The organism is Allobosea sp. 05T438 (assembly GCF_056396025.1).
In genome coordinates this window covers 506,935-530,412 of sequence record NZ_JBFTKQ010000001.1, presented here as the reverse complement: position 1 = coordinate 530,412, position 23,478 = coordinate 506,935, and the positions used below count along the sequence as shown (strand labels likewise).

Annotated in this window: 27 protein-coding genes; 17 read left to right on the top strand and 10 right to left on the bottom strand. The window is 65.7% G+C overall.

What is annotated here, in order from left to right:
• The first annotated feature begins 8 nt into the window (after positions 1-8).
• The 4 genes from rpsP (at position 9) to trmD (ending at position 2,507) form a co-directional block, all read left to right on the top strand.
• Positions 9-377, top strand: coding sequence for a 30S ribosomal protein S16 (gene rpsP / locus AC1DIN_RS02600; protein ID WP_476765072.1), 369 nt, complete (start codon positions 9-11; stop codon positions 375-377).
• A 99-nt stretch (positions 378-476) separates the two neighbouring features.
• Positions 477-998: a ribosome maturation factor RimM gene (gene rimM, locus AC1DIN_RS02595; RefSeq protein ID WP_476765073.1), complete on the top strand. Its 522-nt coding sequence runs from the start codon at positions 477-479 to the stop codon at positions 996-998.
• A complete protein-coding gene (locus AC1DIN_RS02590; protein ID WP_476808562.1) occupies positions 985-1,656 on the top strand; it encodes an HAD family hydrolase in 672 nt (223 codons plus the stop codon). Before rimM ends, AC1DIN_RS02590 begins: the two co-directional genes overlap by 14 nt.
• A 155-nt stretch (positions 1,657-1,811) precedes the next feature.
• Complete coding sequence (trmD, locus tag AC1DIN_RS02585) at positions 1,812-2,507, top strand: tRNA (guanosine(37)-N1)-methyltransferase TrmD (protein WP_476808561.1); 696 nt, start codon at positions 1,812-1,814, stop codon at positions 2,505-2,507.
• 122 nt (positions 2,508-2,629) lie between these two features.
• Here the strand turns inward: trmD and AC1DIN_RS02580 are convergent, their stop codons facing one another.
• Positions 2,630-3,052 carry a rhodanese-like domain-containing protein gene (locus AC1DIN_RS02580; RefSeq protein WP_476808560.1) on the bottom strand — a complete coding sequence of 141 codons (423 nt, stop codon included), beginning with the start codon at positions 3,050-3,052 and terminating at the stop codon, positions 2,630-2,632.
• A gap of 5 nt (positions 3,053-3,057) precedes the next feature.
• The gene (locus AC1DIN_RS02575; protein ID WP_441469799.1) at positions 3,058-4,260 is read right to left on the bottom strand and encodes a pyridoxal phosphate-dependent aminotransferase; all 1,203 of its coding nucleotides are present in this window, start codon (positions 4,258-4,260) and stop codon (positions 3,058-3,060) included.
• Between the two features lie 164 nt (positions 4,261-4,424).
• Between AC1DIN_RS02575 and AC1DIN_RS02570 the strand changes: the two genes are divergently transcribed.
• Positions 4,425-4,907 (top strand): YaiI/YqxD family protein, encoded by a 483-nt coding sequence (locus AC1DIN_RS02570; protein ID WP_476808559.1) that lies wholly within the window; start codon positions 4,425-4,427, stop codon positions 4,905-4,907.
• Positions 4,908-4,943: 36 nt separating this feature from the next.
• Here AC1DIN_RS02570 and AC1DIN_RS02565 read toward each other — a convergent pair whose 3' ends face one another.
• Positions 4,944-5,621: a hypothetical protein gene (locus tag AC1DIN_RS02565; protein WP_476808558.1), complete on the bottom strand. Its 678-nt coding sequence runs from the start codon at positions 5,619-5,621 to the stop codon at positions 4,944-4,946.
• Between the two features lie 326 nt (positions 5,622-5,947).
• Between AC1DIN_RS02565 and AC1DIN_RS02560 the strand changes: the two genes are divergently transcribed.
• The 4 genes from AC1DIN_RS02560 to AC1DIN_RS02545 all read left to right on the top strand — a co-directional run bounded on the left by AC1DIN_RS02560 (position 5,948) and on the right by AC1DIN_RS02545 (position 10,590).
• The gene (locus tag AC1DIN_RS02560) at positions 5,948-6,922 is read left to right on the top strand and encodes a Bug family tripartite tricarboxylate transporter substrate binding protein (RefSeq protein WP_476808557.1); all 975 of its coding nucleotides are present in this window, start codon (positions 5,948-5,950) and stop codon (positions 6,920-6,922) included.
• A gap of 110 nt (positions 6,923-7,032) precedes the next feature.
• A complete protein-coding gene (locus AC1DIN_RS02555) occupies positions 7,033-8,331 on the top strand; it encodes an NAD(P)H-dependent oxidoreductase (protein WP_476808556.1) in 1,299 nt (432 codons plus the stop codon).
• A 48-nt stretch (positions 8,332-8,379) separates the two neighbouring features.
• Positions 8,380-9,363 carry a phosphatase PAP2 family protein gene (locus AC1DIN_RS02550; RefSeq protein WP_476808555.1) on the top strand — a complete coding sequence of 328 codons (984 nt, stop codon included), beginning with the start codon at positions 8,380-8,382 and terminating at the stop codon, positions 9,361-9,363.
• 102 nt (positions 9,364-9,465) lie between these two features.
• The gene (locus AC1DIN_RS02545; protein ID WP_476808554.1) at positions 9,466-10,590 is read left to right on the top strand and encodes a PQQ-dependent sugar dehydrogenase; all 1,125 of its coding nucleotides are present in this window, start codon (positions 9,466-9,468) and stop codon (positions 10,588-10,590) included.
• A gap of 131 nt (positions 10,591-10,721) precedes the next feature.
• Here AC1DIN_RS02545 and AC1DIN_RS02540 read toward each other — a convergent pair whose 3' ends face one another.
• Together AC1DIN_RS02540 and AC1DIN_RS02535 are read right to left on the bottom strand one after the other, a co-directional pair.
• The gene (locus AC1DIN_RS02540) at positions 10,722-11,024 is read right to left on the bottom strand and encodes a hypothetical protein (RefSeq protein ID WP_441469792.1); all 303 of its coding nucleotides are present in this window, start codon (positions 11,022-11,024) and stop codon (positions 10,722-10,724) included.
• A gap of 167 nt (positions 11,025-11,191) precedes the next feature.
• Positions 11,192-11,452 (bottom strand): SemiSWEET family sugar transporter, encoded by a 261-nt coding sequence (locus AC1DIN_RS02535; protein ID WP_441469791.1) that lies wholly within the window; start codon positions 11,450-11,452, stop codon positions 11,192-11,194.
• 135 nt (positions 11,453-11,587) lie between these two features.
• Here AC1DIN_RS02535 and AC1DIN_RS02530 point away from each other — a divergent pair, with 135 nt between their 5' ends.
• The 6 genes from AC1DIN_RS02530 to AC1DIN_RS02505 all read left to right on the top strand — a co-directional run bounded on the left by AC1DIN_RS02530 (position 11,588) and on the right by AC1DIN_RS02505 (position 17,207).
• Positions 11,588-12,772: a lytic murein transglycosylase gene (locus tag AC1DIN_RS02530; RefSeq protein WP_476808553.1), complete on the top strand. Its 1,185-nt coding sequence runs from the start codon at positions 11,588-11,590 to the stop codon at positions 12,770-12,772.
• A gap of 187 nt (positions 12,773-12,959) precedes the next feature.
• Positions 12,960-13,346, top strand: coding sequence for a RidA family protein (locus AC1DIN_RS02525; protein ID WP_441469789.1), 387 nt, complete (start codon positions 12,960-12,962; stop codon positions 13,344-13,346).
• A 268-nt stretch (positions 13,347-13,614) separates the two neighbouring features.
• Complete coding sequence (gene leuB, locus AC1DIN_RS02520) at positions 13,615-14,724, top strand: 3-isopropylmalate dehydrogenase (protein ID WP_476808552.1); 1,110 nt, start codon at positions 13,615-13,617, stop codon at positions 14,722-14,724.
• 194 nt (positions 14,725-14,918) lie between these two features.
• On the top strand, positions 14,919-15,875 hold the full coding sequence (msrP, locus tag AC1DIN_RS02515) for a protein-methionine-sulfoxide reductase catalytic subunit MsrP (protein WP_476808551.1): 957 nt from the start codon (positions 14,919-14,921) through the stop codon (positions 15,873-15,875).
• 83 nt (positions 15,876-15,958) lie between these two features.
• A complete protein-coding gene (locus tag AC1DIN_RS02510; RefSeq protein ID WP_476808550.1) occupies positions 15,959-16,534 on the top strand; it encodes a methylated-DNA--[protein]-cysteine S-methyltransferase in 576 nt (191 codons plus the stop codon).
• A 121-nt stretch (positions 16,535-16,655) separates the two neighbouring features.
• On the top strand, positions 16,656-17,207 hold the full coding sequence (locus AC1DIN_RS02505) for an NADPH-dependent FMN reductase (RefSeq protein ID WP_476808549.1): 552 nt from the start codon (positions 16,656-16,658) through the stop codon (positions 17,205-17,207).
• A gap of 549 nt (positions 17,208-17,756) precedes the next feature.
• Here AC1DIN_RS02505 and AC1DIN_RS02500 read toward each other — a convergent pair.
• From AC1DIN_RS02500 to AC1DIN_RS02490, 3 genes are all read right to left on the bottom strand, one after another.
• Positions 17,757-18,647, bottom strand: coding sequence for a LysR family transcriptional regulator (locus AC1DIN_RS02500; RefSeq protein WP_149133170.1), 891 nt, complete (start codon positions 18,645-18,647; stop codon positions 17,757-17,759).
• A gap of 144 nt (positions 18,648-18,791) precedes the next feature.
• Positions 18,792-19,757 (bottom strand): thioredoxin-disulfide reductase, encoded by a 966-nt coding sequence (gene trxB, locus AC1DIN_RS02495; RefSeq protein ID WP_476808548.1) that lies wholly within the window; start codon positions 19,755-19,757, stop codon positions 18,792-18,794.
• Between the two features lie 86 nt (positions 19,758-19,843).
• The gene (locus AC1DIN_RS02490) at positions 19,844-20,833 is read right to left on the bottom strand and encodes a mitochondrial fission ELM1 family protein (protein ID WP_476808547.1); all 990 of its coding nucleotides are present in this window, start codon (positions 20,831-20,833) and stop codon (positions 19,844-19,846) included.
• A gap of 98 nt (positions 20,834-20,931) precedes the next feature.
• Between AC1DIN_RS02490 and AC1DIN_RS02485 the strand changes: the two genes are divergently transcribed.
• Positions 20,932-21,396: an Lrp/AsnC family transcriptional regulator gene (locus AC1DIN_RS02485; RefSeq protein WP_441469782.1), complete on the top strand. Its 465-nt coding sequence runs from the start codon at positions 20,932-20,934 to the stop codon at positions 21,394-21,396.
• 142 nt (positions 21,397-21,538) lie between these two features.
• Here the strand turns inward: AC1DIN_RS02485 and AC1DIN_RS02480 are convergent, their stop codons facing one another.
• A complete protein-coding gene (locus tag AC1DIN_RS02480) occupies positions 21,539-22,036 on the bottom strand; it encodes a hypothetical protein (RefSeq protein ID WP_476808546.1) in 498 nt (165 codons plus the stop codon).
• Positions 22,037-22,214: 178 nt separating this feature from the next.
• Between AC1DIN_RS02480 and AC1DIN_RS02475 the strand changes: the two genes are divergently transcribed.
• Positions 22,215-22,826, top strand: a complete 612-nt coding sequence (locus AC1DIN_RS02475) for a MarC family protein (RefSeq protein WP_476808545.1) — start codon at positions 22,215-22,217, stop codon at positions 22,824-22,826.
• A gap of 123 nt (positions 22,827-22,949) precedes the next feature.
• Here AC1DIN_RS02475 and greA read toward each other — a convergent pair whose 3' ends face one another.
• Positions 22,950-23,423, bottom strand: coding sequence for a transcription elongation factor GreA (greA, locus tag AC1DIN_RS02470; protein ID WP_441469779.1), 474 nt, complete (start codon positions 23,421-23,423; stop codon positions 22,950-22,952).
• Positions 23,424-23,478 lie beyond the last annotated feature (55 nt).

Genomic DNA, 23,478 nt, shown 5'->3' with positions numbered 1-23,478 from the left:
AGAAGACCATGTCCCTCAAGATCCGCCTGACCCGCGGCGGCGCCAAGAAGCGCCCCTACTACCGCATCGTCGTCGCCGACGCCCGTAGCCCGCGCGATGGCCGCTTCATCGACAAGATCGGCTCCTATGACCCGATGAAGCCGAAGGACGCTGCCGACCGCGTCGTGCTCGACATCGAGAAGGTCCAGTCCTGGCTCGCCAAGGGCGCCCAGCCGACCGATCGCGTCCTGCGCTTCCTCGACGCCGCCGGCATTGCCAAGCGTCCGGCCCGCAACAACCCGAACAAGGCTGTCCCGGGTGAGAAGGCCAAGGAGCGCGCCGAGAAGAAGGCCGAGAAGGCCGCTGCTCCGGCTGCCGAAGAAGCCGCCGAGGCGTGAGCTTGACTGCTCGCACGTCATTCTCGGGCGAAGCGCAGCTTCGATCCGAGAATCTCCTGCATGAGATGCCCGGGTCAGGCCCGGGCATGACGTGCTGACATGAGCGAACTCATCCTGCTAGGCATCGTCGGTGCGCCGCATGGCGTGCGCGGCGAGGTCAGGATCAAGACCTTTACCGGCGATCCGCTCGCGATCGCCGGTTACGGCCCGCTCTCCGACAGCAAGGGCCGCAGCTTCGAGATCACCGATATCCGCCCTGCCAAGGAAGTGGTCGTCGCCCGGCTCAAGGGCGTGACGACGCGCGAGGCGGCCGAAGCGCTGAACGGCGTCGAGCTGTTCGTCGCGCGCGACAAGCTGTCGGCAGGCGAGGACGAGGACGAGTTTTTGCAGGCCGATCTGATCGGCTGCAGCGTGGCCGGGCCGGACGGCATCGTGCTCGGCACCGTCACAGCGGTCGAGAACTATGGTGCGGGCGACCTGCTCGACATCGAGACGCCGGACGGACGATCCGTCCTGATGCCCTTCACCAAGGCCTTCGCACCGCGCATCGACATCGCGGCGCGCCGGATCGAGGCCGAGCCGCCCCTGGGATTGTTCGAGCCCGACGATGACAAACGATAGGCCGGCCTGCGCACTGATCTTCGACATGGACGGCACCATCGTCGACAATATGCGTTTCCATGACGACGCCTGGGAAAGCTGGCACGTCAGCAACAAATTGCCCTTCGACCGCGAGACCTTTTCGGCCCGCACGGCCGGGATGGCGCTGGCCGAGATCGTCGGGCCCTACTTCCCGCATGCGACCGCCGACGAGATCGCGGCGATGGGCGATGCCAAGGAAGCGCTCTATCGCGAGGCCTATCGCCCGCATGTCGCGGCGACGGCCGGTCTGCTGGAGTTGATGGCGCGAGCCGATGCGGCAGGCGTGCCGATGGCCGTCGGTACTGCCGCGCCGCCGCCGAATATCGAGGTGGTGCTCGATGCGCTGGACCTGCGCCGGCGTTTCGCCACCATCGTTTCGCCGAGCCAGGGTTTTCGCGGCAAGCCGCATCCCGACATGTTCCTGGCTGCGGCCGAGCGGATGAATGTCGACCCCGCTGATTGCATCGTCTTCGAGGATGCGCCGCTCGGCGTCGAGGCGGCACGGCGTGCCGGCATGCGGGCGGTGGCGCTGCTCACCCTGCTCGATGCGAGCGGCTTCGCTGCTTATGACAACCTGATTGCGTCGGCTCCCGATTTCACGGCGCTGGACGGCTTGCCGGCGCTGCGCTTCAGTTAGTTGCTGTCCATCTTGGCGGGTCATCCCGGACAAGCCGCGTGAGCGGCGCCGATCCGGGATCCATGCCTGAACCGTTCCCGCATGGATCCCGGGTCTCCACTACGCTCCGCCCGGGATGACAGGCTGGAAGCAATTGCCTTATTTCAAGGTCGGCCATGCCCTTTCGCGCTTCGATCCTGACGCTCTACCCGGAGATGTTTCCCGGGCCGCTCGGCATTTCGCTGGCGGGCGAGGGGCTGCGCAAGGGGCTGTGGTCCCTCGACACTCACCAGATCCGCGACCACGGCATCGGCCGCCATCGCAATGTCGACGACAACCCGGCCGGCGGCGGCGCCGGCATGGTGCTGCGCTGCGACGTGCTGGCGGCGGCGATCGATGCGGCGGTAGCGACGGATGATCAACGTCCGCGCCTGCTGATGTCGCCGCGCGGGCGGCCCTTGCAGCAGGCGCAGGCGCGTGAATGGGCCGCGGGGCCGGGCCTCGTCATCGTCTGCGGGCGTTTCGAGGGCGTCGACGAGCGCGTGATCGAAGGGCGCAACCTGATCGAGGTCTCGATCGGCGACTACATCCTCTCCGGCGGCGAGATGGCGGCGCTGACGCTGCTCGACGCCTGCGTGAGGCTTATCCCCGGCGTGATGGGCAAGGTGGCGTCGGGCGAGGACGAGAGCTTCGAGAACGGGCTGCTCGAATATCCGCATTATACGCGGCCGCGTGAATGGGAGGGCAGGGGCCTGCCGGACGCGCTGCTCTCCGGCGACCATGCCCGCATCGCGAAATGGCGGCGCGAGCAGGCGGATAAGATCACGCGGGAGAGACGGCCGGATTTGTTGAAAGGACGCGGCGAGGTCTAGGACTTCGCGTCATTCTCGGGCGGAGCGTAGCGCAGACCCGAGAATCTCTTCCCGGAAGAAACACGGGGCCTCTTTCGGCATGAGATGCTCGGGTCAAGCCCGAGCATGACGGTGCTCAGCTCTTATGGATATCCAACCACCGGCAGCTTCTCGGCCAGCCAGCCGCCCGGCCCGAGCACGCCGCCGCGCACCGCCGCGAGATCGCGCCAGCCGCGTCCGCCCAGCCTCTGCGCCACGGCAACGGCCTGCGCGCCGGTGCGATCGATCAGCACGATGCGCTTGCCGGGATTGTCGAGGCGAAGCCCGGCTATCCTGACCTCGAAGGCCGGTGCGTCGACGTCGAGTGGCACGGCTCCCTGGGGCAGACCTGTATCGGCCCATTCCTGCGCGCCGCGGATATCGACCAGCAAGATCCGCTTCGCCTGGGCGGCCTCGAAGGCCTCGCGTGCGGAGAGCGTTGCCGTTGCCTGCCCGAAAACGAAAGAGGCCGGGAGCACGAGGCTCCCGGCCAGAAGGGTGCGGCGCGTTGCGGCGCCCTTGATCATTGTGCTCAGCGCAGCTCGGCGCAGAAGCGCTGGATGCGGCGGCAGGCCTCTTCCAGCTTCTCGTCCGAAGTGGCGTAGGAGATGCGGAAGTTCGGGCCGAGGCCGAAGGACGAGCCGTGCACGGCCGCGACGGCTTCCGTTTCCAGCAGGCCCATGACGAGGTCCTCGTCCGTCTCGATCTTCTTGCCGTTCGGCAGGGTCTTGCCGATCAGGGCGGAGCAATCGGGGTAGACGTAGAAGGCGCCTTCCGGCACCGGGCATTTCAGGCCGCGGGTCTGGTTCAGCATGGAGACGACGAGGTCGCGGCGACGCTCGAAGGCCTTCTTGAAAACCGGGATGTGCTCCTGCGTGCCATCGAGCGCCTCGACCGCGGCCCATTGCGAGATCGCCGAGGTGCCCGAGGTCTGCTGGCCCTGGACCAGGTCCATGGCGTTGATGAGGTGCTGCGGGCCGGCGGCGTAGCCGATGCGCCAGCCGGTCATGGCGTAGGACTTGGAAACGCCGTTCATGGTCAGCGTCCGCTCATAGAGGGCGGGCTCGACCTGCGCCGGGGTGACGAACTGGAAGTCGCCATAGACGAGGTGCTCATACATGTCGTCGGTCAGGATCCAGACATGCGGATGGCGCATGAGCACATCCGTGAGCTTCTTCATCTCGGCATGGCTGTAGGCGGCGCCGGACGGGTTCGACGGCGAGTTCAGGATCACCCACTTGGTCTTGGGGGTGATGGCCTTCTCGAGATCTTCCGGCTGCAGCTTGAAGTCGTTCTTCAGGTAGGTCTCGGCGAAGGTCGCCGTGCCGCCGCAGAGCGCCACCATCTCGGGATAGCTGACCCAGTAGGGCGAGACGCAGATGACCTCGTCGCCCGGGTTCAGCGTGGCGAGCAGCGCATTGTAGATGACGTGCTTGCCGCCGGTGGAGACGATGGTCTGGCTTGCCTTGTAGTCGAGGCCGTTCTCGCGCTTGAACTTGCGGGCGACGGCCTCGCGCAGCTGCGGGATGCCGGAGACCGGGGTGTACTTGGTCTCGCCGCGACGGATCGCGGCAATGGCCGCTTCCTTGATATTGTCCGGCGTATCGAAATCGGGCTCACCGACGGAGAGCGAGATCACGTCCTTGCCCTGGGCTTTCAGGTCCCGGGCCTTCTGCGTGATCGTGATGGTCGCTGAGGGCTTCACGCGCTTCAGGGCATCGGCAAGAAAGGCCATGGGACTGGTCTCCGGAGGAGCGGAATGGTGAGCGCCCAGTGAGGCGCGCGCGTGGTTTATGACTCGGCGGCAATGATCGCAAGCGCAACTGCTTGATGTTTTGCAGAAGCGTCATGAATTCGAGGCGGTTTGCCCTTGCGGTCACGGCATGCGAAGGCCGGGACATGACGAGCGCAGCCGCAACCATCGCGATCTATGTCGATGCCGACGCCTGTCCGGTGAAGCCGGAGGTCTACCGGGTTGCCGAGCGGCATCGCATCAAGGTCTTCGTCGTCGCCAACAGCTTCATCAACGTGCCGCGCGAACCGTGGCTCGAGCGCGTCATCGTCTCGGATGGTTTTGACGCCGCCGACAACTGGATCGCTGAGCGGGTCTCGCGCGGCGACATCGTGATCACCTCCGACATCCCGCTGGCCGATCGCTGCATAAAAGCCGGCGCCGATGTGATCGGCTCGACCGGAAAGCCCTTCTCCGAGGCCTCGATCGGCATGGCGCTGGCGACGCGCGACATGATGGAGGACCTGCGGGCGATGGGGGCGGCGAGCGGCGGGCCAAAGCCGTTCTCCGCCCGCGACCGCTCCGCTTTCCTGCAGGCGCTGGACGTCGCGGTCCAGCGCCTCAAGCGTGCCGGATTCCAGGTCAGCTGAAAGCCATTTCGACGCAGGCCTTGACCCGCGCCCGTCTCAGCGCTCCGGGAACAGGAATGTCAGTACGGCACGCACACCCCAGCGCGGGGCGTCATCGGGCCTGACGGCATAGTATTTGAGGCCGATGCTGGCGCTCATCGCCTGTTTGCCGACATTGAAGACCTGCGAGGCACTGAAATTGATCGGGACGGTCCATTTGCGGTTGACCCAATCATAGTTCGTCTCGGTGTTGAGACCGACGCTGAACCCTTGCCCGAAGCTGTAGGACAGGAATGGCTGAAGCAAGGTCGTGCTGACGTCGCTGCGACCATCAGGCCCGGCATAGGACCAGATGTGGTTTGCCAGGCCGCCAACGGTCCACGCCCCTTCCTGCACCAGCAGGAGCGCGGTGGGTCCTGCGCCCCATTTGCCGGAGCCCAGCTTTTCGCTCGAGGCCGTGGGCCAGAGAAAGACAGGGCCCAGCGCCCATATCACGCCGTTTTTGGGTGAGCTCGGCGTGAGGAAGAAGCTCTGGGTGATGTCGCCGACCCCGGCCGCGTCGGCCGCGCCATATCGCTCGCGCCGGATGACCGGCAGGATAGTCCGGACGATCAGGTTCCAGTCCTGGTTCAGATGGACTGGAATAACGGGCTGGATATTCGTCGTTGAGGAAAAGCCATCGTTCTTGGCGCCTCCCCGGAACTCGAAATTGCCCTGCAAGGGCAGACTGATCATAGGCGAAACCGGATTTTGGAGCTTCTTCGAGAGCTCTTCCGCATCCTGTGCGACGGCAAGGCCAGGCAAGACACAAATGGCCGCGACAAGCTTCGCGGCCATCCTCAACAACGATTTAGGCATAGACAGATAAAGGCCCCCACGCATGCGGCTCGAATCGGCCGCGACCTTACGCTACCCGAGGGGCCGGCCGCGCTACAGCGCGCCGAGCGCAGGATGGTACGTCATCCTGGCATTCCTTCCCGCGCTGGACGTCGGCAGGCTTTCCCCCTAATTCTCGCCACAACCAAGGCCCGTCTCCTAACCGGGCGCTCCGGAGGATGCTCATGTCGTTGACCCGTCGTTCCACGCTCGGCCTGATGGCCGGCGCCGTCTTCGCTCCGTCGATCGTCCGGGCCCAGAGCTTCCCCAGCAAGGTCGTCACCCTGGTCGTGCCCTATCCGGCGGGCGGGCCGACAGACGCGATCGCGCGCTTCGTCGCGCAGGATCTGTCGACGGCCTTCGGCCAGAACGTCATCGTGGACAACCGGGCCGGCGCCTCGGGCGCGGTCGGCACGCGCGCTGTCGCTCATGCGGCTGCTGACGGCTACACCATCGTCTTCGGCAACAACCAGACGCATGGCAACAACATGTTCCTGCTGAAGGAGCCCGGCTACGACGCCGTGAAGGATTTCGCGCCGCTCGCAGGTGTCGGCGCCTTCGAGCATGCCTTCGTCGTCCGCAACGACCTGCCGGCCAAGAACATCCAGGAGCTGATCGCGCTCGCCAAGGCCGAGCCGGGCAAGCTGAATTACGGCTCGACCGGCGTGGGCTCCGGCTCGCACCTCGCAATGGAGCTGTTCATGCAGCGCACCGGCATCAAGATGACGCATGTGCCCTTCCGGGGCGCCGCGCCGCTGGTGCAGGAGATCATCGCCGGCCGTATCGACATCGCGAATTCGACGTTGCCGAGCGTGCTCGAGCAGATCAACGGCGGCGCTCTGCGCGCGCTCGCGCTTGCCAGCCCCGAGCGCAACCCGCGCGCCAAGGACATCCCGACACTGCGCGAGCAGGGCGTGAGCAACGCAGACGCCGACTCCTGGGCCGCCTTCTTCGCTCCGGTGAAGACGCCGGATGCCGTGCTGGACACGCTGTCCAAGGCGGTCATCGCCTCGCTGAACAAGCCCGAGACGCGTGAGGCCATCCTGAAGCTCGGCTTCACGCTCAAGGTGCGTGATCCGGCGGCGTTCAAGCCCTATCACGCCCAGGAGATCGCGACCTGGAAGCAGATCATCGCCGATGCCGGCGTGAAGCCGGAGTAAGGCGCCTCGAGCGTCATTCCCGGGCGGAGCGGAGCGCAGACCCGGGAATCTCGTCGAAGAGATGCACGGGGCAAGCCCGAGCATGACGGCGCTCCGGACGGAGTGAAGCCATGAACCTGATGCCCAAGCTCGCCGCCCGTCGCGAGGCCGGGAAGCCGGTGCGCGCGGCGCTGATCGGCGCCGGCAAGTTCGGTTCGATGTTCCTGTCGCAGGTGCCGCATATCGAGGGGCTTGAAGTCGTGGTCATCGCCGATCTCGACCCCGAGCGTGCCCGGGCCGCTTGCCGCAATGTCGGCTGGGACGAGGCGCGGATCGCACGAACCCGCTTCCTCGACGATGGTGTTCAGGCTGCACGCACAGATGGCGTCGAGGTGGTGCTGGAAGCGACGGGGCATCCTGCCGCAGGTGCCCGGCATGCGCTCGCCGCCATCGAGGCCGGGCGCCATGTCGTCATGGTCAATGTCGAGGCTGATGTGCTGGTCGGGCCGGTGCTGGCGAAGCGGGCGAAGGCTGCCGGCGTCGTCTATTCGATGGCCTATGGCGACCAGCCTGCGCTGGTCTGCGAGATGGTCGACTGGGCGCGCGCCACTGGCTTCACCGTCGCCGCCGCCGGCAAGGGCACGAAGTACCTGCCGGCCTATCACAGCGTCACGCCCGACGACGTCTGGGCCCATTACGGCCTGACGCCGCAGGCGGCGAAGACGGCGGGCATGAACCCGCAGATGTTCAATTCCTTCCTCGACGGTACGAAGTCCGCCATCGAGATGGCGGCCATCGCCAACGCCTGCGAGCTCGACGTGCCGGAGGCAGGTCTCGCATTTCCGCCCTGCGGCGTCGACGATCTCGCCCATGTGCTGCGCCCACGCAGCGTCGGCGGGCAGCTCGAACGGGACGGTATGGTCGAGGTCGTGTCCTCGCTGGAGCGGGACGGCCGCCCGGTCTTCCGCGATCTGCGCTGGGGCGTCTATGTCGTGCTCAAGGCGCCGAACGACTATGCCGCCGCCTGCTTCAGGCAGTACGGCCTGCCGACCGATGCGACCGGGCGCTATGCCGCGATGTACAAGCCCTTCCACCTGATCGGCCTCGAACTGCCGATTTCGGTGCTGAACGCGGCACTCAGGGCCGAACCGACCGGCACGACGCGGGGCTGGCGGGGCGATGCCGTCGCAGTCGCCAAGCGGGCGCTGAAGGCAGGCGAGATGCTGGACGGCGAGGGTGGCTACACCGTCTACGGCCGGTTGATGCCAGCCGCCGCGAGCCGCGCCTGCGGCGCACTGCCGATCGGACTCGCCCATGGCGTGAAGCTCAAGCGCGACGTGGCAGCCGGCCAGCCGGTGACGGAGGCGGATGTGACGCTGGACGAAAGCCAGCCGATCGTGGCGCTGCGTCGTGAGCTCGTCAGTTCTTAACCAATCGCGTTGACCTCATCTTAAGCGCCGTTTGGCAGGATGTGGGGCATGCTCCAACCCGGTCAGGTGGCAAGGTCGTCTGTGAACGTGGCGCAACGGTCGAACCGCTTGGCCTGGGCCGTCATTGGCGGCTTGCTGCTGATCGATCTGGTCTGGATGTCTCAGACCGCGATCTCACTCGTCCCGCTATCGCTGATTGGCCCGCTCGCCGCCGGCGTGGGCGGGGCGGCGATTGCCGCCTATTATCGTGTCTGGCGAGGGGAGCCTCGCTTGGCGGATGCGCTCGATTCCGTCGGCCAGATGATCGCCTTCATGGCTGTCGGCGCGCTATTTTCCTATCTCGTCGTGACGCCGGGGTTGCCGATGCGCGACGCTGAGCTCGTCAGGGCCGATGGTGTGCTCGGGCTCGACTGGCTCGGCTATCTACGCTGGCTGGATGGCCATGCCCGGCTCGCCCACATCCTGAGCTTCGCTTATGCGAGCTTCATGCCGCAAATACTACTTCTGCTGATCGCCCTGCCTCTTATGGGACAGGGGCAGGAGGCGCGAATCACCGTCCTGGCCATGATCTTCGCCGGCGTCGTCACCATCGCGATTTCGGGCCTGTTTCCGGCACTCTCGACCTTCGCCCATTACCGGATTGACCTTGCCGATTATCCGCAGCTGAGACCCGCCGCAGCCTTCATCCACATGTCGGACCTGCTCGCGGCTCATTCCGGACGGCCGTTGCATCTCGACCTGACGAAGGCCCACGGCATCGTCACGTTCCCATCCTACCATGCAGCGCTCGGGCTGCTCGCACTTCTTGGGGCTTGGTCCAACCGTTGGTTGCGTTGGCCCTTCTTCCTGGCCAACACCCTGATGATCGTTGCCACGCCGATCGATGGAGGACATTACTTCAGCGACGTGTTGGGTGGGCTGATGATCGCGACCGGAAGCTACTTCCTTGCGCGCCGCCTGCTGCTCCCGACCAACGCCGGCAAGAGGACAGGGCGAAGGCAGGCCTCCGCAGCGTTGCCCGCGACATCGTGAACATAGCTGCCGGATAGGCAAGGCGTTGATCGCCGGGTGAGACTGGCGCCGCCGTCGGCCGGCTTTATCTTGAAAGGACGTGCCGTCTTTCGGGGAGGAACCATGCGCCGTTTAGTCCACCTCGCCACGTTCCTGACAGTCGTGCTGCTGACGTTACCTGCTGCCGCCCAGCAGCGTTTCCCCTCCAGCGCCGGCGAACTCGCCGTCGAGAGCGTTGCCGGCGGCTTGCAGCATCCTTGGGGGCTCGCCTTCCTGCCGGACGGGCGCATGCTCGTCACCGAGCGCCCCGGCAGGCTCAGGATCGTCGATGCCAAGGGCGAGCTGTCCCGCCCGATCACCGGCGTTCCCAGCGTGGTGGCGCGCGGGCAGGGCGGGTTGCTCGGAGTGACGCTTGACCCTGCCTTCGCGCAGAACCGCCTCGTCTATTTCTCCTTCGCGGAACCGCGTTCAGGCGGCAACGGCACCAGCGTCGGACGCGGGCGCCTCAACGAGCAGAGCACGGCGCTGACCAATGTCGAGGTGGTCTTCCGGCAGATGCCCTCGATCGAGTCCAACATGCATTTCGGCTCCCGCCTGGTCTTCGATCGGACGGGGGCACTGTTCGTCACGGTGGGGGACCGCTACAGCCAGCGCGATCAGGCGCAGAATCCGGCCAACCATCTCGGCAAGGTTATCCGTATCCGCCCAGACGGCGGCGCGCCGGCCGACAACCCCAAGAAGCAGGGTTGGGCGCCGGAAGTCTGGTCGATCGGCCATCGGAACGTCCAGGGCGCGGCGCTGCATCCGGACACGGGCCAGCTCTGGACGGCCGAACACGGCGCCCGCGGCGGCGACGAGATCAACACGCCCAAGGCCGGGCTGAACTATGGCTGGCCGGTGATCACCTACGGGGTCGATTATTCCGGAGCGAAGATCGGCGAGGGCACGGCCAAGCCCGGCATGGAGCAGCCGCTGTTCTACTGGGACCCGTCGATCGCGCCCTCCGGCGCGGCCTTCTACACTGGCCCGGTCTGGCCGGCCTGGAAGAACTCGCTCTTCGTCGGGGCGCTTGCCGGCCAGATGCTGGTCCGGCTTTCGACGCAGGGCGAAACGGTGACCGGCGAGGAGCGGCTCCTCACCACGATCGGCGAGCGCATCCGTGACGTGGTCCAGGGGCCGGACGGGTTCCTCTACCTGCTCACGGACGACGACAACGGCAAGATCCTGCGGGTGCGGCCGGCGAAGTGAGCATAGGGACACGCCATGCTCGGGCTTGACCCAAGCACCTCTCGCCGAAGGAGGCTCCTTCAGCCTCATACTGCCCGAGATTCTCGGGTCTACGCTTCGCTACACCCGAGAATGACGTTCTGCGGGGCGCCTTACGGCCCGCAATCCCACTCGCTTTCGACGGCGAAGACCTTGCGCGTCGAGAGGTGGCCGTCCGCGTCATAGAGGTCGCCGACATAGTACTCCGTGCCGGTGGCATCGCGCGTGCTGCGCTCGACCTGCAGCGACCAGCCATAGCCGAGCTGCTTGCCGCCCTGCCAGCTGCGATGGATGGCGCTCGGCGAGGCGGCGGAGAGGATGCGGGCCGTGTCGCTGCTCGGGCTGCAAGTCGGCCCGGCGATCGCCGCGCCCGGTGCGAGCATGAGGCCGCAGAGAATCAGTGCCGTCTTGTTCAAGGCTGGTATCCCCAGTCGGTTCGTCGGTTTGGAGCATCGGCCAGAGCTGAGCGTGCTCAGCCCTTGGCGTGAAAAAGACTCAAGGAGGGCATGCAGGGTGGGCTTTCTTCGCGACGGCCTGTTTGACGACGACAGATAACGGGCTTTCCGCATCGCGGTTCCGGCCGTCAGCCGAAGCGGAGCTTCATGGTGATGATGAGGAGGACGAGCAGGAGCGTGAGTGCATTGGCGGCTATGACCGGCCATGAGAGGATCTGGATGCCATAGCTCAGCCACAGCGCAGTGCCTGCGGCAAAAAGCCCCTGTGTCCATAGCGAGATCGCGCGGGTGTCGCGGGTGCGTATGGTCCGCCAAGCCTGCGGCAGCCAGCAAAGGCTGGTCAGCGTCGCGGCGGCGAAGCCTAGGAGTTCGATGGCGGCTGGCGACATGGCGGCGAATCGCGGGAAGAAGGGTTGCTTCCCCATAGCGGAATTCGCTTCTTCGTGCCGCCATTCTCGACGGTTAACCTCCATTAACCACAGCGACCTAGCCTGCCCGAGAATCTGTCCGAATCGGTGGAGACCATGCGCGTCTATCAACTGGCCTTGCCACTCGTCCTGCTTGCTTCCACGGCTTCGGCCCAAGGGAGCTTCCAGTCCTGCCTTGCGGGCCTGCGCTCGGAGGCGGCGGCCAAGGGCGTCTCGAGCGCGACCTTCGACCGGGCCATGGCCGGCGTCGAGCCGGACATGAAGGTCATCGAGGCGATGAACAACCAGCCGGAGTTCAAGACGCCGATCTGGGACTATCTCGGCACGCTGGTCGATGACGAGAAGGTGGCGGAGGGGCGCGCGATGATGCGCCAGCATGCTTCGACCCTTGCGGCGGCTGAGCAGCGCTTCGGCGTCGACCGTCACACCATCGCGGCCGTCTGGGGCGTCGAGAGCGATTTCGGCAAGGCGCGCGGCAAGATGCCTCTCGTACAGGCTCTTTCCACCGGCGCGTGCCTCGCGCCGCGCCGCAACGCCTTCTTCAAGGGCGAGCTGATCGCGACGCTGCAGATCATCCAGCGTGGGGACGTGCGCCCCGAACGGCTGTTCGGCTCCTGGGCCGGCGCCTTCGGCCACACCCAGTTCATCCCCTCGACCTATCTGCGCCTTGCCGTCGATGGCGACGGAGACGGGCGGCGCGATCTCGTCGACTCCATTCCCGATGCATTGCATTCGACCGCGAACTTCATGGCCAAGGCTGGCTGGGTGACCGGCGCGACCTGGGGCTACGAAGTGCGCGTGCCGGATGGGTATTCCGGTCCGACCGGGCGCAACCCCAAGCAACCGGTCTCGACATGGGCGGCGCGCGGCATCGTGAAATACGATGGCTCGCCGCTGAACGGCACAGGCAATGCCGGCCTGCTGATGCCGGCCGGCCGCAACGGTCCGGCCTTCCTCGTCTTCAAGAACTACGACGCGGCCTACAGCTACAACGGCGCGGATTCCTACGCGCTCGCCATCTCGCTGCTCTCCGACCGGCTGCGCGGCAAGCCGGGCGTTCAGGGCGAGTGGCCGACCGACGATCTGCCGCTCTCGCGTGAGCAGCGGCGCGAGCTCCAGCGCCTGCTGATCTCCCGCGGCTATAATGTCGGCGAGCCCGATGGCGCGGTGGGGTCGCTGACCCGGACGGCGATCAAGGAGATCGAGGGGAAGCTCGGCATGCCGCAGACCGGGCGGCCGGGCGAGAAGGTGTTGCGCGCGCTGAAGAGTGGGCGGGTCTAGCAGCCTTTCCAGAAAACGGGTGGCATCGGTTTTTCGGCAGGGCGAAGAACTGCGTCATCCCGGACAAGCCGCGTCGGCGGTGCCGACCCGGGATCCATGCCTGAGCCTGGACGACAGAGGCTCAGGCATGGATCCCGGGTCTCCCTTCGGTCGCCTGGGATGACCGGTGTTTCATTCGGAGAACCCCATGCGCCGCCTCATTTCCACCGGCTCGCCCTTCGAGCGTTCTTTCGGCTATTCGCGCGCCGTCATCGACGGGGATCTCGTCTTCGTTTCCGGTACGACGGGTTACAATTACGCGACCATGACGCTGCCGGAGGATGCGGCCGAGCAGGCGCGCAACATCTTCCGCACGATAAGCTCCGTGCTGGAGGAAGCGGGATCGTCGCTGTCGCAGGCTGTGCGGGCGCAGTACTTCGTCACCGACCGCAGCTATTGCGAACCGGTTCTCACGGTCTGCGGCGAGTTCTTCCGTGAGATCAGGCCCGCGGCCGGCATCTATGTCGTCGCCGGGCTTCTAAAGCCGGAGATGAAGGTCGAGATCGAGGTCACGGCAAGGCTGCCTAAGACCTGAAGCCGTTTAGAGGCTGTTGGAAAGCCCTCAGCCTCATCCTGAGGAGCCGCGCAGCGGCGTCTCGAAAGGATGCTCCAGATGTCTTCCGAGCCTCCTGAAACATCCTTCGAGACGCGCCTGCGGCGCTCCTCAAGATGAGGGCTCGGAGAGTTTTTCAAGCGGCGCTTAGCCCGCACAGGGCAGGGCTGCATCGCGGCGCTTGCGTGTGTCGCCACTCGCTCGTAATCACCCCGCCAACGCAAACACGCGACAAGGCGAGGCGACGATCATGGCGACCCACAAGCTCCTGCTGCTCCCCGGCGACGGCATCGGCCCCGAGGTGATGGGCCAGGTCGAGCGGATCGTGTCCTGGTTCGGCAAGCAGGGCCTCGCCTCGTTCGAGATCGAGAAGGGTCTGGTCGGCGGCGCGGCCTATGACGCGCACAAGGCTGCGATCTCCGAGGGCGACATGAAGCTCGCCCAGGACGCCGACGCCGTGCTCTTCGGCGCGGTCGGCGGCCCGAAATGGGCCGATGTGCCCTATCAGCATCGTCCGGAAGCCGGCCTGCTGCGCCTGCGCAAGGAACTCGGCCTGTTCGCCAACCTGCGCCCCGCGATCTGCTACCCGGCGCTGGCCTCGGCCTCCTCGCTCAAGCCGGAGGTGGTCGAAGGCCTCGACATCCTGATCGTGCGCGAACTCACCGGCGGCGTCTATTTCGGCGAGCCGAAGGAGATCGTCACGCTCGAGGACGGCTCCAAGCGCGGCGTCGACACCCAGCTCTACACCACGCCGGAAATCGAGCGCATCTCGCGCGTCGCCTTCGAGCTGGCGCGCACCCGCCGCAACAAGGTCTCCTCCGCCGAGAAGCACAACGTCATGAAGACCGGCGTGCTCTGGAAGCAGACGGTCACCGCGCTGCACGCCGCCGAGTACGGGGATGTCGAGCTCGAGCATGTGCTCGCCGACAACTGCGCCATGCAGCTGGTGCGCTGGCCGAAGCAGTACGATGTCATCGTCTGCGACAACCTCTTCGGCGACATCCTCTCCGACGTCGCGGCGATGCTGACCGGTTCGCTCGGCATGCTGCCTTCGGCTTCGCTCGGCGCCGAGGACCCGGCAACGGGCAAGCGCAAGGCGCTCTACGAGCCCGTCCATGGCTCGGCGCCGGACATCGCCGGCAAGGGCCTCGCCAACCCGATCGCGATGATCGGCTCCTTCGCCATGGCGCTGCGCTATTCCTTCGGCGCAGGCGAGGCGGCCGACCGGCTTGAAGGCGCGATTTCCGATGTGCTGGGTTCCGGCACCCGCACCAAGGACATCGCTGCGCCGGGCGCCAACGCCGTCTCGACCAGCGAGATGGGCGCTGCGATCATCAAGGCGCTTGAAGCGCGGGGCTGATTTCAGTTCAGGCGTCATGGTCGGGCTTGTCCCGACCATCCGCGTCTCCGCTGGTCGGGCGTCGTGTTTAAGTCGTGGATGCTCGCCACAAGGGCGAGCATGACGGAGGTTGATCTCGCGCCTCTCCCCCTCGTGAATTGCCGTGACCTCGCTTTCGTGGCCTAACGGGCCCAACGAAGCGGAGTATGTCCGTCATGCTGATCAAGCGCCGTGCCGGCTGGGAAATGCCGGAAAGCCAGGCCACGCCGGAGAGCGTGTTTCTCAACCGCCGCCAGTTGATGAGCGCAGGAGCGGGATTGATCGCGGGGGCAGCCTGGCCTGGCCTTGCGGCAGCGGACACGCCCGATCCGACGCTCGACCTTTACCCGGCCAAGCGCAACGACGCCTACAAGCTCGACGTGCCGCTGACCAAGGCGGAGGACGCGGCGAACTACAACAACTTCTACGAGTTCGGCATGTCGAAGGACATCGTCGACGCCTCGCAGCGGTTGGCGACGCGGCCCTGGTCGATCCAGGTCGACGGTCTGGTCGAAAAGCCTTTCGAAATCGGCTTCGACGACCTCGTGCGCAAGCTTCCGCTGGAAGAGCGGCTCTACCGTTTCCGCTGCGTCGAGGCCTGGGCGATGGCGGTGCCGTGGACCGGCATCCCGCTCGCATCCTTCGTGGCGCTGGCCAAGCCGCTCTCGGGCGCGAAATACATCCGCTTCGAGACATTCCTGAACCCGCGCGTCGCTCCCGGCCAGGGGCAGCGCTGGTATCCCTGGCCCTATACCGAGGGGCTGACGATCGCGGAGGCGACCAGCGAGCTGCCGCTTTTGGTGACCGGCATCTACGGCAAGCCATTGCCGACGCAGCATGGCGCGCCGATCCGGCTGATCACGCCGTGGAAATACGGCTTCAAGTCGGTGAAATCGATCCGCAAGATCAGTTTTGTCGCCGAGCGGCCGAAGACCTTCTGGGAGGGACTACAGGCTTCCGAATACGGCTTCTGGGCGAATGTGAACCCGGCCGTGCCGCATCCGCGCTGGAGCCAGGCGAGTGAGCAGGTGCTGGGCTCGCGCGACCGGCGCCCGACGCTGATCTACAATGGCTATGGCGAGCAGGTTGCCGGGCTCTACAAGGGGATGGAGAACGAGCGCCTGTTCATGTGAGAGGAACAGGTTTCGGGTGCCCAAGCCGCACCGGGCCGTGGTAGCGTGAAGCCACCATGCAGTTGGAACGGCACGAAACGCCCATGGCCACCCAGCATTTCCATCTCTTCGACACCGCGATCGGCATCTGTGCGCTGGTCTGGGAGGGCGAGCGCTTCATCGGCGCGCAATTGCCCGAACGCGACGAGGATACGGCGCACAAACGGCTGGCGCGGCGCTATCCGGAGGCTGACGAGGCCGGGGCGACCGGGTTCGTCGCCGAGGCCGTGGCCGGCATCCGGGCGCTGTTCGATGGGGAGAAGCGCGATCTCGCCCATCTGCCGGTCGCGCTTGAGATGGTCTCCGACTTCAACCGCAAAGTCTACGAGGTTGCGCTCTCCATCCCGCCGGGCGAGACATTGACCTATGGCGAGGTGGCGCAGCGCATCGGCGAGCCCGGCGCGGCGCGGGCCGTCGGCGTCGCACTCGGCCAGAATCCCTGGCCGATCATCGTGCCCTGCCACCGCGTGCTGGCTGCAGGCGGCAAGACTGGCGGCTTCTCGGCCGATGGCGGCGTCGAGACCAAGCTCAGGATCCTGACGATCGAGAAGGCGCGCACGAGCGCCGAGCCCGGCCTGTTCGGGGCGCTGCCGCTTGCGGCACGGCCTGCCCGACGCTGAGCCGCGCAATCACCTGTTTTCCTTGAAATCGCGCAATAGCGCGTTTGCAGCGAGGTCGCTTGCGAGGCGCGCACAGGGGCCGCTACTGTTCGGGCATTTCCACGCTTCTTCGAGAGATATCATGGCCAAACTCAAGCTCGCCGTCATCGTGGGCAGCAATCGTCGCGACTCGATCAATCGTAAGCTCGCCCAGGCGCTGGTGAAGCTGGGAGCGAACGCTTTCGACGCGTCCTTCGTCCAGATCGACGACCTGCCGATGTTCAACCAGGATCTTGAGGCCGAGCGGCCGGAGTCGACGCTCCGGCTGAAACGCGAGATCGAGGCGGCAGACGCGATCCTGATCGTGACGCCGGAACACAACCGCTCGATCCCCGCCGTGCTCAAAAACGCCATCGACTGGGCGTCGCGGCCCTATGGCCGGAATTCCTGGGCCAACAAGACGGTGGCCGTGACGGGCACCAGCGCCGGCGTGGTCGGTACTGCCGTGTCGCAACAGGAGCTGCGCATGATCCTGACCAACCTTGCCGGCGTCGTGGTTGGCGGGCAGGTCTTCATCACCTTCAAGGACGGCCTGATCGACGCCGAGCACAACATCGCCAATGAAGGCACGCGCGCCTTCCTGCAGGGCTTCCTCGATCAGTTCACCGGGATCGCCGCCAAGCTCGCGGCCTGACGGGGCAGGCGCTTCCCGCGAACTTCCATCGCAGGCGTCGCCTTTCCGGGCGGCGCCTTTTTGCGGGCCAGTGGCGGGGCAAAAAAAGGGCCGGCGTCCCCGAGGGGAGCCGGCCTTGAAAGTTTGAAACATCTGGCGAAACCGCCAAACATCTCAGAGGGGAACGGCTGAAACGAACTCAACGCCGGGAGGAGATTGCGGAGCCCGTTCCGAACAACCGTGAGTGCAATATCGGGCATCACCTGCCGTTTTGCAATGCAGCATAGTTTGGGTCCGCCATGCGTTATCTGCATGAGATAGTGGCAAATGGTACGAATTTGAGCCTAAATGATTGAGAAATATGCACTCATTGCACGTTCGCTTCGCTTGCGGGTACAATTTTAAGTCGTTGAACGGGGTGTTTTCGCTCTTTTGGCGGTTATCCGTGGTTCTCGATGTGCGGATTTGCGCAGGGATTGCGCTGCCCTGGTCACAAAACCGCCAGAATTGAAAACGGGCGCCGTAGGCGCCCGATTCAACTGCGATATCGAAGAAGAGGCAGGCCTGCTGTCAGTAGGTCCAGCGTTGGGCCTTCTGGATCAGGAAGTCGCGGAAGACCTGGACGCGGGCGACCGACTTCATTTCTTCCGGATAGACCAGATAGCTTTCGAGCTGCGGCATCTCGGTCTCGCGCATCAGCTGCACGAGAGGGGAGCCGGTCTCGATCAGATAGTCGGGCAGCACCGCGATGCCGGCCCCCGAATCCACCGCACGCTTCATCGCGGTGATGTTGTTCACCGTCAGGTGGATCGGCCGCGGGTTGCGCTGGTCGCGCCCCATCGTGCCCAGCCAGTGCACCGCCGTCAGATAGGAGGGCGAGGTGCCGCCGAAGGACAGGATGCGGTGGTTGTCCAGGTCGTCATAGGTCTTCGGCTCGCCGAAGCGCTTCACATAGGCAGGCGAAGCGTAGACGTGGAAGTGCACCGTGAAGAGCTTGCGCTGGATCAGGTCCGGCTGCTGCGGCTGGCGCAGGCGGATCGCGATGTCGGCCTCGCGCATCGACAGGTCGAGTTCCTCATCCGTGAGGATGAGCTCGACCCGGATGTCCGGATAGAGATCCATGAACTCGGCGAGGCGCGGGGTCAGCCAGTGGCCGCCGAGGCCCCGCGTCGCGGTGACCTTGAGCTCGCCGGAAGGGTGCTCGCGCGTCTCCGAAAGCTGCGAGCGGGTCCGCTCCAGGCGCTGCGTCATCTCGCGAGCCGCGCGCCAGAGCAATTCGCCCTGTTCCGTGAGGATCAGACCGCGCGTATGCCGATGGAACAGCGGCGCGCGCAGCTCCCGCTCAAGCGCCCCGATCTGCCGGCTGACGGCCGATTGACTCAAGCCCAGAACATCGCCAGCTTTGGTAAAACTGCCTGACTCCGCGACCGTATAAAAGATTCTAATGCGGTCCCAATCCACCGCGCTTCCCCCGCTATGCGTTTTTTGCATGATGGGGGATAAAGAGGCGGTGCGTCAATGTCCGTGTGACAAATGTCGCCCATTATCCGTACTTAATCTGGTTACACGTCCCATCAGATTCGGTGATGAGTACGGAAAAAGCGGCTATTCAGCCGCTTCTCGCTGGTCGAGCTCGCTCGCAGCGAGCCAACGCTCTGCATCGAGGGCGGCCATGCAACCCAGGCCGGCCGCCGTGACCGCCTGACGATAGTGCTCGTCGGTGACGTCGCCGGCCGCGAAGACGCCCGGAACGTTCGTCCGGGTCGTGCCGGGCTCGACATCGATGTAGCCCGATTCGCGCATCGTGAGCTGGTCGGCGAAGAGTTCGGTCGCCGGCTTGTGGCCGATGGCAATGAAGACGCCGTCGGCCTTCAGCTCGCTCGCCACGCCGGTCTTGGTATTGGTCAGGCGCAGATGGGTGACGTTCGGCGGCTGCGTGCCGCCACAGATCTCGGCGATGGCGCTGTCCCAGACCACTTCGATCTTCGGATGCCTGAACAGGCGCTCCTGCATCACGCGCTCGGCGCGCAGGCTGTCGCGGCGATGGACCAGCGTGACCTTGCTCGCGAGGTTGGCGAGGTAGAGCGCCTCCTCGACCGCAGTGTTGCCGCCGCCGACGACCACGACCTCCTTGTTCCGGAAGAAGAAGCCGTCGCAGGTCGCGCAGGCCGAGACGCCGAAGCCCTGGAAGGCCTGCTCCGAGGGGAGGCCGAGCCATTTGGCCTGGGCGCCGGTCGCGATGATCAGCGCGTCGCAGGAATAGGTCTCCCCGCCATCGCCCCAAAGGCGGAAGGGGCGCTGCGAGAGGTCGACGCGGGCGATGTGGTCGGAGACCATCTTCGTGCCCATGTGCTCGGCCTGGGCGCGCATCTGCTCCATCAGCCAGGGACCCTGGATCACGTCGGCGAAGCCGGGGTAATTCTCGACATCGGTGGTGATCATCAACTGGCCGCCGGCCTGCATGCCGGAGATCAGCACCGGCTCCATCATGGCGCGGGCGGCGTAGATCGCCGCGGTGTAGCCGGCCGGGCCGGAGCCGACGATCATGACGCGGGCGTGGGTGTGGGCCATCGTCTCAATTCCTCTCCTGCGGCCGGGCGCCGCGGCTTCGATCCGTCAGATACGGCGGCGCGGCGCCGAAACAAGAGCCATCGGGCTCAAGCCGCGCCCAGCCCCAAAACGGCCCGGTGGCGCTGCCAGCCCTGCCGTATCGCATCGGCGATGACGGGCGTGGAGTCTATCGGCTGGTAGCCCTCGCCTTCAAGGCGTCCACAGAAGCGATGCACAACGCCCTCGCGCTCCAGCGCATGGATCAGCGCCGCGATCTTGGGGTGACCGCCTTGCGGCTCGAACACCAGGATCGGTGCGCCCGTCGCGGTGGCCTCGCCGATCATGTTGGTGGAATCGGCGGTTGCGACGATGGCATCGGCATTGGCGAGCAGGGCGAGATAGGGGTTCTCGCCCGAACCGTCCCACCACCAGCCGCCGTGACGGGCGAAGACGGTTGCGACGGCGGCAGCCAGTGCGGGGGAGGTGCGCCGGGAGGGCGAGCCCATCAGGGACGCGCCCGACCGTGCCAACGCGTCGAGCTGCCCGGCGAAGCGCTCGATATCGGCCGGCGTGAAGCGGTGATGGCGGCTGTCACCGCCGACCAGCACCGCGACGCGCGGCCTTGGCAGGCCGGCGATCGCCGCGGGCGGAGCAGCGCGCGCGGCGGCCAGCTTCTGCGGTGTCAGGCGGTGAGGGGATGTGGTGGTGACGAGGACATTGTCGCCGCGCAGCCGGTCATGCCCGGCAACCCAGATCAGGTCCGCGGCGGCGGGGCCGGTGCGCGGGTCCTTGAGGAAAACGGTATAGGTCGCGCCGTTCGAGACCTTCTTCAGCGTCCGCAGATAGGCGACGGCGCGCCGTCCCGAGGCGATCGCGACCTCCGGAAAGGGCGGGCTGAGGGGGCTTCCCGGCCGGTCCGGCGCCTCGCGTGGATCGATCGGGCCGCGCGGCATCAGCCAGGCCCATGGCTTGCGCGGCTTCACCCGGCGGATTTCCGGGGCGGCACCCAGCCGCTCGGCCACGCCGAGGCACTGCAACTCGTCGCCGGCCTTGCCGTCGCTCAGGACCCAGACGGTCGGCGTCGGATTTTCGTGCATGGCTGTCTGCGTCTGCGGCATGCGCCTTGTATCGCCCGTCGCTGCCGTCTACACCAGCCCGGCTTTTCTTTGAGGATACTTTGCCTTCGGGGATCTTCGTGCGTCCGAAACTCGACGATATCGACCTGCGCATCCTGCGCGAGCTCCAGGCCGATGGGCGCATGACCAATGTCGAGCTCGCCAGCCGCGTCGGCATTTCGCCGCCGCCCTGCCTGCGCCGCGTCAGGGCGCTTGAGGAAGCCGGGCTGATCCGCGGCTACCATGCCGATCTCGACGAACGAAAGCTGGGCTACGAGGTGGTTTGCTTCGCTTTCGTGCATCTGGCGAGCCAGGCCGAAGCCGATCTCGCTGCGTTTCAGGGCCGTATCCGCGAATGGGCTACGGTGCGCGAATGCTGGACGCTCTCGGGGGACATCGATTTCGCGCTGAAATGCGTGGCGCCGGACCTGAAGGCCTTCCAGGATTTCGTCGGGGAACTGACGGCCATGCCGAATGTCCGCAACGTCCGCACCGCGCTCGCCCTCGACCGGGTCAAGGACGAGCCGATCGTGCCCTTCGGCTGAGCGGCTTCCGAGCATCCAGCCCCGCATCCTTCAAGACGCAACCTTCGGCTACTCCGCAGGATGATTCAGCTGGCTCCGGAGCCTCCTTCGAGACGCCGTTGGCAGTGCCTCAGAGCTCAAGAATGCTCCGAACGATCTGCATTCAGCCGACGTAGCGCTTGATCCAGTAGGCGTTGTTGCGGGCGAGCGCCTTCAGGCGAAGCTGATCGACGTCCGGCCGATACCAGGCGCCGGCGCCGCCGGAGAGTTCCGTCGACATGATCGGATAACTTGCAAGCTCGCGGCCTTTGCGATCGTAGAGCGTCGCGATGCTTTCCAGATAGTCATTGGAAGCCCCGCCATCGGACGGCTTGCCGCCGCCGCCGCCGCCGGCATAGCTCGCCAGCCAGATGCTGCTGACGTTGACGACGAGGATCGTGCCGGCGCCGCGCTGCAGCGACGGGCCGAGCAGGTCGATGAGCGTGCGTTCGAGCTCGCTCTTCACGATCGCAACATTTTCGCCCCAGGCCTGGGTCACGGTTGGCGAGAACTGGATCTTGATCGAGCCGATCGGCACGGTCTGAGCGGAGGCGATGCCGGGCACCAGAGCCAACGCCGCGGCGCCGAGCGAGGAAGCGAGAAACAGTCGACGCGTCATCATGGCCGGGGTCTCCAAATGCTTGCCGCTTCAATGTAGGTGCGCGGCTGCGATAGTCCATGGCAGCAGGCCCGCGCCTCATTTTCCCTCGATCTTGGTTGCCAAGATGTGTCGGGGGGGGCGGCCGCATATCCGCTATCGACCGGGCATGCTCTATGGGGCGCCAGACGCGGGGGATTCGATGGAACGCTGGTTGACGGAATTCGTGAAGCTCTGGGTGGTGATCGATCCGATCGGCACCCTGCCGGTGTTCCTGGCGGTCACGGCCGGGCTCAGCGCTGCAGCGGCGCGGCGTATCGCCATTCAGGGATCGCTCGTCGCCTTCCTCGTGCTGCTGTTTTTCGTCGTGCTCGGCCAGATCCTGCTGACGGCAATGGATATCGAGCTGAGCTCCTTCCAGATCGCCGGGAACATCGTGCTGTTCCTATTCGCGCTGACGATGATCTTCGGCGAATCGAAACTTGAGGAGGATCAGAAGCTTCTGCGCTCCTCAGACCTCGAGAAGGCGGTCTATCCACTGGCAATCCCGAGCATCGCCAGCCCCGGCGCGATGCTGACCGTGATGACCATCACCGACAATTCGAGATTCAGCATCGCCGAACAGGCCGAGACTGTGGTTCAGATTGCGATTATCTTCGCCGTCCTGCTCGGATTGCTGTTCTGCGCTTCGCGCATCATCGCCGTCATCGGCAATGCGGGTGCGAGCGTCATCAGCCGGGTGATGGGGCTTATCCTGGCGAGCGTGGCTGTGGACGGTATCATCAAGGCGGTGAAGATCGTCTTGATGGGGTGACGCCCGGCGTCGCCACGCCGGGTTCGCCCCGAACATCTCCGTGCTCGTTCATCACCGGCCGCGCCCGAAACACAAATGCTCGCCACCAGGGCGAACATGGTGCTGTCTGCGGAGATGCTGAGCTCAGCGGAAGTCGACGCTAACGACCTCGTAGGATTTGCCGCCGCCGGGCGTGTTGACCTGGACGGAATCGCCGACCTTCTTGCCGATCAGCGCGCGCGCGATCGGCGAGCCGATCGAGACCTTGCCGGACCTGACGTCCGATTCCGGCTCGCCGACGATCTGGTAGCTCTTCTCTTCCTCGGTATCGTCGTCGATCAGCTTGACGGTGGCGCCGAACTTGATCGTGTCGCCGCCGAGCTTGCTGACATCGATGATGTCGGCGCGGCCGATCAGCGATTCGAGTTCCATGATCCGGCCTTCGTTGAGCGACTGCGCTTCCTTGGCCGCGTGATATTCCGCGTTCTCGGAGAGATCACCCAGCGCGCGCGCTTCGGCGATCGCGGTGATGATGCGCTGGCGCTGGACCTGCTGGCGGTCCTTCAGCTCGGCCTCCAGGGCGGCGAAGCCGCCCGCGGTCATCGGAACCTTTTCCATTCTTTCCGTCCCACAAGCTCCGAAAGCGCGGCCCACCGGCGGCAAAGTGACCGTC